8 protein-coding genes and 1 pseudogene are annotated in these 6,476 nt (G+C 66.9%); 1 reads left to right on the plus strand and 8 read right to left on the minus strand.

Going from position 1 to position 6,476, the window contains the following annotated elements; translation table 11 throughout:
• From ureC to KH616_RS19785, 4 genes and pseudogenes are all read right to left on the minus strand, one after another.
• Window positions 1-467 (minus strand): annotated as a pseudogene (ureC, locus tag KH616_RS19770) (urease subunit alpha); the annotation flags it as partial.
• A gap of 28 nt (window positions 468-495) precedes the next feature.
• The gene (locus KH616_RS19775; RefSeq protein WP_292249829.1) at window positions 496-801 is read right to left on the minus strand and encodes an urease subunit beta; all 306 of its coding nucleotides are present in this window, start codon (window positions 799-801) and stop codon (window positions 496-498) included.
• A 10-nt stretch (window positions 802-811) separates the two neighbouring features.
• On the minus strand, window positions 812-1,114 hold the full coding sequence (gene ureA, locus KH616_RS19780; RefSeq protein ID WP_126877789.1) for an urease subunit gamma: 303 nt from the start codon (window positions 1,112-1,114) through the stop codon (window positions 812-814).
• A gap of 213 nt (window positions 1,115-1,327) precedes the next feature.
• Window positions 1,328-2,203 (minus strand): urease accessory protein UreD, encoded by an 876-nt coding sequence (locus KH616_RS19785; protein WP_292249830.1) that lies wholly within the window; start codon window positions 2,201-2,203, stop codon window positions 1,328-1,330.
• Between the two features lie 459 nt (window positions 2,204-2,662).
• Here KH616_RS19785 and KH616_RS19790 point away from each other — a divergent pair, with 459 nt between their 5' ends.
• Window positions 2,663-3,991 (plus strand): aspartate aminotransferase family protein, encoded by a 1,329-nt coding sequence (locus tag KH616_RS19790; RefSeq protein ID WP_292249831.1) that lies wholly within the window; start codon window positions 2,663-2,665, stop codon window positions 3,989-3,991.
• 100 nt (window positions 3,992-4,091) lie between these two features.
• On the opposite strand, the gene KH616_RS19795 is transcribed toward KH616_RS19790, so the two are convergent.
• From KH616_RS19795 to hemN, 4 genes are all read right to left on the minus strand, one after another.
• Window positions 4,092-4,415, minus strand: a complete 324-nt coding sequence (locus tag KH616_RS19795; RefSeq protein ID WP_292249832.1) for a rhodanese-like domain-containing protein — start codon at window positions 4,413-4,415, stop codon at window positions 4,092-4,094.
• Between the two features lie 8 nt (window positions 4,416-4,423).
• Window positions 4,424-5,077, minus strand: coding sequence for a protein-L-isoaspartate O-methyltransferase (locus KH616_RS19800; RefSeq protein WP_292249833.1), 654 nt, complete (start codon window positions 5,075-5,077; stop codon window positions 4,424-4,426).
• Window positions 5,078-5,182: 105 nt separating this feature from the next.
• Window positions 5,183-5,440 carry a hypothetical protein gene (locus tag KH616_RS19805; RefSeq protein WP_292249834.1) on the minus strand — a complete coding sequence of 86 codons (258 nt, stop codon included), beginning with the start codon at window positions 5,438-5,440 and terminating at the stop codon, window positions 5,183-5,185.
• 64 nt (window positions 5,441-5,504) lie between these two features.
• On the minus strand, window positions 5,505-6,476 hold a 972-nt coding region (hemN, locus tag KH616_RS19810; protein ID WP_292249835.1), incomplete at its 5' end, for an oxygen-independent coproporphyrinogen III oxidase.

Genomic DNA, 6,476 nt, shown 5'->3' on the forward strand with positions numbered 1-6,476 from the left:
ATCATCGTCGTCACGCCCGACGCGAGCGCTTCGTCGATCTGCTGCGGGCTGATGAAGTGGATGTGCGTATCGATGCCGCCCGCGGTCACGATCAGTCCTTCGCCGGCGATCACTTCGGTCGCCGCGCCGATCGGAATCGTCACGCCCGGCTGGATGTCGGGATTGCCGGCCTTGCCGATCGCCGCGATGCGGCCGTGCTTGAGCGCGATGTCGGCCTTGACGATCCCCCAGTGATCGAGAATCACGGCGTTGGTGATGACCGTGTCGGGCACGTCGGCTGCGACGCGTTGCGATTGCCCCATGCCGTCGCGGATCACCTTTCCGCCGCCGAACTTCACTTCCTCGCCGTAGATCGTGCAATCGCGTTCGATTTCAATCAGCAGGTCGGTATCGGCGAGCCGGATGCGGTCGCCCGTCGTCGGCCCGAACATTTCCGCGTAGGCGCGGCGGCTCAAGCGTAGTGTCATGTGCTTGCGTTCCTGAAAAGCAGGGCGCTCAGAGCGGCCCCATCACCTTGCCCTGAAAACCGTACACGGCGCGCGCGCCCGCCAGCTCGACCAGTTCGACGGTGCGGGTCTGGCCGGGCTCGAAGCGCACGGCGGTGCCGGCGGCGATGTTGAGCCGGAAGCCGCGTGCGGCCGCGCGGTCGAACGACAGCGCGTCGTTGACTTCGAAGAAGTGATAGTGCGAGCCGACCTGCACCGGGCGGTCGCCGGTATTCGCGACGGTCAGCGTGATCGTCGCGCGGCCCGCGTTCAGTTCGTGCTCGCCGTCGTCGGTGAGGATTTCGCCGGGAATCATGCGATGCGCCTCATGGAATCGGATGATGGACGGTGACGAGCTTCGTGCCGTCCGGGAAGGTCGCTTCGACCTGGATGTCGGGAATCATCTCCGGCACGCCTTCCATCACGTCGTCGCGCGTGAGCAGCGTCGTGCCGTAGTGCATCACTTCGGCGACGGTCCTGCCGTCGCGCGCGGCTTCCATCAGCGCGGCGGAGATGAAGGCGACCGCTTCCGGATAGTTGAGCTTGAGGCCGCGCGCCCGGCGTCGTTCGGCGAGCAGCGCCGCGGTGAAGATCAGCAGCTTGTCTTTCTCTCGGGGAGTCAGTTTCATGAAGGCGGGCGTTCAGGAAAATGCAAGTTCGTTCCGGCGGGCGGCAAAGCGGCGATTTATCGTAGCACCGCGCGGCCATGCGTGCGCTGCCGGTCCGACGAGACGCAGCAAGGCGCATGCCATGCACGTTGTGCGGTCTTTTATGCGTTGCGATGGTGCGTGCCCGCGGCACGCGGCGCGATGTTGTGCGCGGGCCGCATCGAAATGGTGCGCTCAGGTCTGCCAGAGCCGCAGCGGCTGTGCGGCGACGCCGTGCACGATCGGACGCAGGTGCAGCCAGCATTGCACGAAGTGCCGTTGCAACGCTTCCATCGACACGGCGAGCGCACGCACGAGCACGACGCCGGGCGTCACACAGGTCGAGCCGGCGCGTAGCGTATCGTCGAATGGCATCCGCGCGGCGAGCGATTCGGCCAGCGCGTTGTCGCACGCGGCGCCGATCGCCCACAGCGTGCCGTAGGCCGGAAAGCCGCCCAGACCCTGCAATGCATCGCGCAGCGGATCGCCTGCGTCGAGCAGCGCGCGTTCCGTCCACAGCGGGCGGCCTTCGGCGTCGACGATCGCCGACGCGGACGCAATGCGTCCTGCCGACCACGCTTCGCCGGCCGCCTGCCGCCCGAGCTGCGTCGCATCCCAGCCGAGCGCACTCGCGCCGGGCCCGAGCGTGAGCGTGAAATCGAGCGACGCGTGCGCGGCGTCGAAGAACAGATTGTTCTGCGGCAGCCAGTCGAGCTTCGCGTGCTCGCCGAGTGCGATGGCGATGCGCTGCGTCGCGTTCAGTCCGTTCGACTTGTACCACTTGGTGGCGCCGGGCGTCGTCAGCACCGCATGCGTGCCTGCGCCGAGCGTGACGTCGATGTCGAGCCGGTCGCCGCCTGCGACGCCGCCCGGCGGATGGACGATCACGGCATGGCAGATGCCGTCGCCTTCCGGATAAAGCGGTCGTTGTACGCGCAACGGGCCGTCGTGCAGACGATGGACGAGCGTCGTGCGCGCGCCGTGCCGCTCGAAGCCGAGTTCGAGACGCGCCTGCCATGACTTGGCAGCGGTGGGGCAGGACAGCGATGCGTGGGAATCGTGGGCGGACATCGTCGGATCGATGGGGAGAGCTGGCGCGGTCATCCTACAGGAAGACGCTATACCGAGATCAATTCCGGTACGCCGTCGTGCTTCATGTCCCGTGCCTCGCCGGCCACGCAGCCGTCCGCGACTGGCCGCCCGCGACTGGCCGCCCGCGACTGGCCGTCCGCGACTAGCCGCCCGCAACTAGCCGTCCGCAACGATTTCCCCGCGGCTCATCACCCGGTACCGGCCGGCGATCGCGCGCGCGAACACACGGGCGTGTGCGCCGGACATGCACGCGGCGACGACGCGGTGCACATGACGCGTCGTATGGCGCGAATGGTTCGTTGCGGTGCAGTATCGCGGGCGCCAATGGCACACGGTTGTGCATCCCTGTTCCGGTGCTTACACTCGATGTTCGACTTGCGTCGCATCATGCCGGCGCGCTGCGTCGTCGCGCCGATCGAACCTGCCGAGGAGCCACCCATGAGTCAGCAGCAATCGAATACGCCCGATCTGTCCGCATTCTGGATGCCGTTTACCGCCAATCGCCAGTTCAAGGACTCGCCTCGCCTGCTGGTCTCCGCGAAGGGGATGTACTACACGTCGAACGACGGCCGGCGCATCCTCGACGGCACGGCGGGCCTCTGGTGCGTGAACGCGGGCCACTGTCGCGACGAGATCGTCGCGGCCGTGAAGGCGCAGGCGGAGGAGATGGATTTTGCGCCGACGTTCCAGATGGGGCATCCGAAGGCATTCGAGGCGGCGACGCGGATCGCGCGCCACACGCCGGGCGACCTCAAGCACATCTTCTTCACGAACTCCGGCTCCGAAGCGGTCGATACCGCGCTGAAGATCGCGCTCGCCTACCACCGTGCGCGCGGCGAAGGGCAGCGCACGCGTTTCATCGGCCGCGAGCGCGGCTATCACGGCGTCGGCTTCGGCGGCATCTCGGTCGGCGGAATCGCGCCGAACCGCAGGGCGTATTCGGGCGCGCTGCTGCCGTCGGTCGATCATCTGCCGCATACGCTGAACCTCAGGGAGGCCGCGTTCTCGAAGGGCCAGCCGGCATGGGGCGCGCATCTCGCCGACGATCTCGAGCGGCTCGTCACGCTGCACGACGCATCGACGATCGCCGCGGTGATCGTCGAGCCGGTTGCCGGGTCGACCGGCGTGCTGATTCCGCCGAAGGGTTATCTCGAACGTCTGCGCGAGCTGTGCGACAAGCACGGCATCCTGCTGATCTTCGACGAGGTGATCACCGGCTGGGGGCGGCTCGGCGCGCCGTTCGCCGCGCAATACTTCAACGTGACGCCCGACCTGCTGACGATGGCGAAGGGCACCAACAACGCGGCGGTGCCGATGGGCGCGGTGGCGGCGAGCGATGCGATCCACGATGCGATCGTCAATGGCGCGCCGGCCGGCATCGAACTGTTCCACGGCTATACGTATTCCGGACATCCGCTGGCCGTGGCCGCGGCATGCGCGACGATCGACCTGTACGAACGCGAGCAACTGTTCGCACGCGCTGCGCAGATGGCGCCGATCTTCGAGCGCGAGATTCACCGGCTGAAGGACGCGCGCCACGTGATCGACGTGCGCAACCTCGGCCTCGTCGGCGGCGTCGAACTGAAGCCGCGCGACGGCAAGCCCGGCGCGCGCGCGTACGACGTGTTCGTCAAGTGCTACCGGAAGGGCGCGATGGTGCGCTATACCGGCGACATCCTGGCGTTCTCGCCGCCGCTGATCATCGAGGAAGCGCAGATCGCCGAGCTGTTCTCGATCGTCGCCGAGGTGCTGAAGGAAACGGAATGAGGGCGGAGGCGGGCGCGCGATGCGCGCCCGTTTTGCGGTTCAGGTGCGGCCGGCGAGGTGCGGCCGGCGAGGTGTGGCCGGCGAGGTGCGGCCGGCGAGGTCAGTAACGCGGTACCGACGGATCGACATCGCGCGACCACGCGTCGATGCCGCCTTGCAGGTTGTAGAGCTTCGTGAAGCCGCGCGATTCGAGGAACATCGCGACCTGTGCGCTGAGCATGCCGTGATGACAGACGCAGACGATTTCCGCTTCGTCATCCAGCTCCTCGCTGCGCGCAGGAATCTGCTGCATCGGAATCGACACGCAGCCCGGGATCTGCGCGGTCTGAATTTCCCAGGGTTCGCGCACGTCGAGCACGACAGGCGCAGCGCGGGACGAGTCGGCAAGCCATGCCGCGAGCATGGCGGGCGTCAGGATCTGCATGAGGCGCCTCAGAACTTGAAGCGCGACGGCTCGATCGCGTTGACCAGCGGATCGACGTAGGTTTCGAACACGTCGGCCACGCGGTATTGCTTCTCGTCGATGCGCGTGATGATTTGCGTCTTCATCACCGGCCGGCCGCCGACGAATGCCGACAGGCGGCCGCCGACCTTCAGCTGCTCGAGCAATTCCTGGGGCACGACGGGCAGGCCGCCCGCCACGCAGATCACGTCGTACGGCGCCTTCGCCGCCCAGCCGCGCGAGCCGTCGCCGACGACGACTTCCGCGTTCGTCACGCCGTTGTTGCGCAGGTTGTCTGCGGCGATCTGCGCGAGTGCCGGATCGATCTCGATCGCCGTCACGTGCTGGCCGCGGTGCGCGAACAGCGCGGTCAGGTAGCCCGAGCCCGCGCCGATCAGCAGCACGTTCTCGTGCTTCTTGACCGCGAGTTCCTGCAGCACGCGCGCTTCGACGCGCGGGAACAGCATCTTGTGACCGCCCGGCAGCGGCAGCTCCATGTCGGCGAAGGCCAGCGCGCGATACGCGGCCGGCACGAAATTCTCACGCTTGACGATCGACAGCAGGCCGAGGACTTCTTGATCCAGCACGTCCCAGGGGCGGATCTGCTGTTCGATCATGTTGAAACGCGCTTGTTCGGTATTCATGGTGTCATGCAGCCTGGTCGGCCGTCAGCGTGGATTGGACAGATAAACTTTGCGATTGTACCAAACCAGACGGACCGCTTGCCTGCCGGACGCATGTCATGCGCGCTATCGCTTGCTGTTCCTGATCTGTTCCTCGAAGGCGAGGTCGAGCTTGCTGGCCTTGCGCGGCTTTTTCGGGCCCAGATCGTCGACGAACTGGACGAACGCGTCGAGCGGCATGGGCTCGCAGCGTTTCTCGGCCGTACCGCCGGCGCGATCGACCAGATAGAACAGGCCGCCGGGCATCGCGACCGCCGCGAAGTGCGGATTGCCGGAGCGGGTTTTGAGGCGTTCGACCGCGTTGGTCGCCTTGGTAGTGCGCATGGTGCGGATTCTGCTGCGGACGTAAGGCTCACACTTTATCAATATCCGCCGCGGTGTGCGCGGGTCAGACCGTGCGCGAATAGCGTTGCTGCGGCGTGCCGGCGAGGTATGCGTCGAACGCCATCGCGATGTTGCGCACGTACATCCGGCCGGCCGGATGAATCGTCAGGCGGTCGCCGGCGACCGTCAGCAGCCCGTCACGCTCGAACTCGCGCAACGTCTCCAGCTCGCGCGCGAAATGGTCGGCGAAGCGGATGGCATGCGCCGCTTCGACATGCGCGAACGGCAGCTCGAGATTGCACATCAGTTGCGTGATCACGTCGCGGCGCAGCCGGTCGCCGGCGGTGAGACGCACGCCGCGCGCCAGCGGCAGCCGGCCCGCCTCGAGCGCCGCGCCGTAAGCGGGCAGGTCCTTGGCGTTTTGCGCGTAGACGTCGCCGACCTTGCCGATCGACGACACGCCGAGGCCGATCATGTCGGTATCCGCGCGGGTGCTGTAGCCCTGGAAATTGCGCTGCAGCGTGCCGTTTCGCTGTGCGCGCACCAGTTCGTCGCCGGGCCGCGCGAAGTGATCCATGCCGATATAGACATAGCCGGCCGACGTCAGCATCTCGATGGCGAGGCCGAGCAGCGCGAGGCGTGTCGCGGGCGGCGGCAGTGCCGCGTCGTCGATCTGCCGCTGCATCTTGAACAGATGCGGCATGTGCGCGTAGCCGAATACCGACAGCCGGTCGGGCGCGAGCTCGATGACCGTTTCGAGCGTGCGCCCGAAACTCGCGACCGTCTGATGCGGCAGCCCGTAGATCAGGTCGACGCTGACCGACTGGTAGCCGGTCGTGCGTGCGGCGCTGAGCAGCTCGGCCGTCATCGCGAGCGGCTGGATGCGGTTGATCGCCTGTTGCACGGCCGGATCGAAATCCTGCACGCCGAGGCTCAGCCGGTTGAAACCGATCGTGCGCAGATGCACGAGCGTCGCGGGAGTGACCGTGCGCGGATCGATCTCGATGGAGAACTCGGCATCGGCGTCCGCCGCGAG

Origin of the sequence: Burkholderia sp., assembly GCF_018375725.1 — a bacterium.
Classification (GTDB): Bacteria; Pseudomonadota; Gammaproteobacteria; order Burkholderiales; family Burkholderiaceae; genus Burkholderia.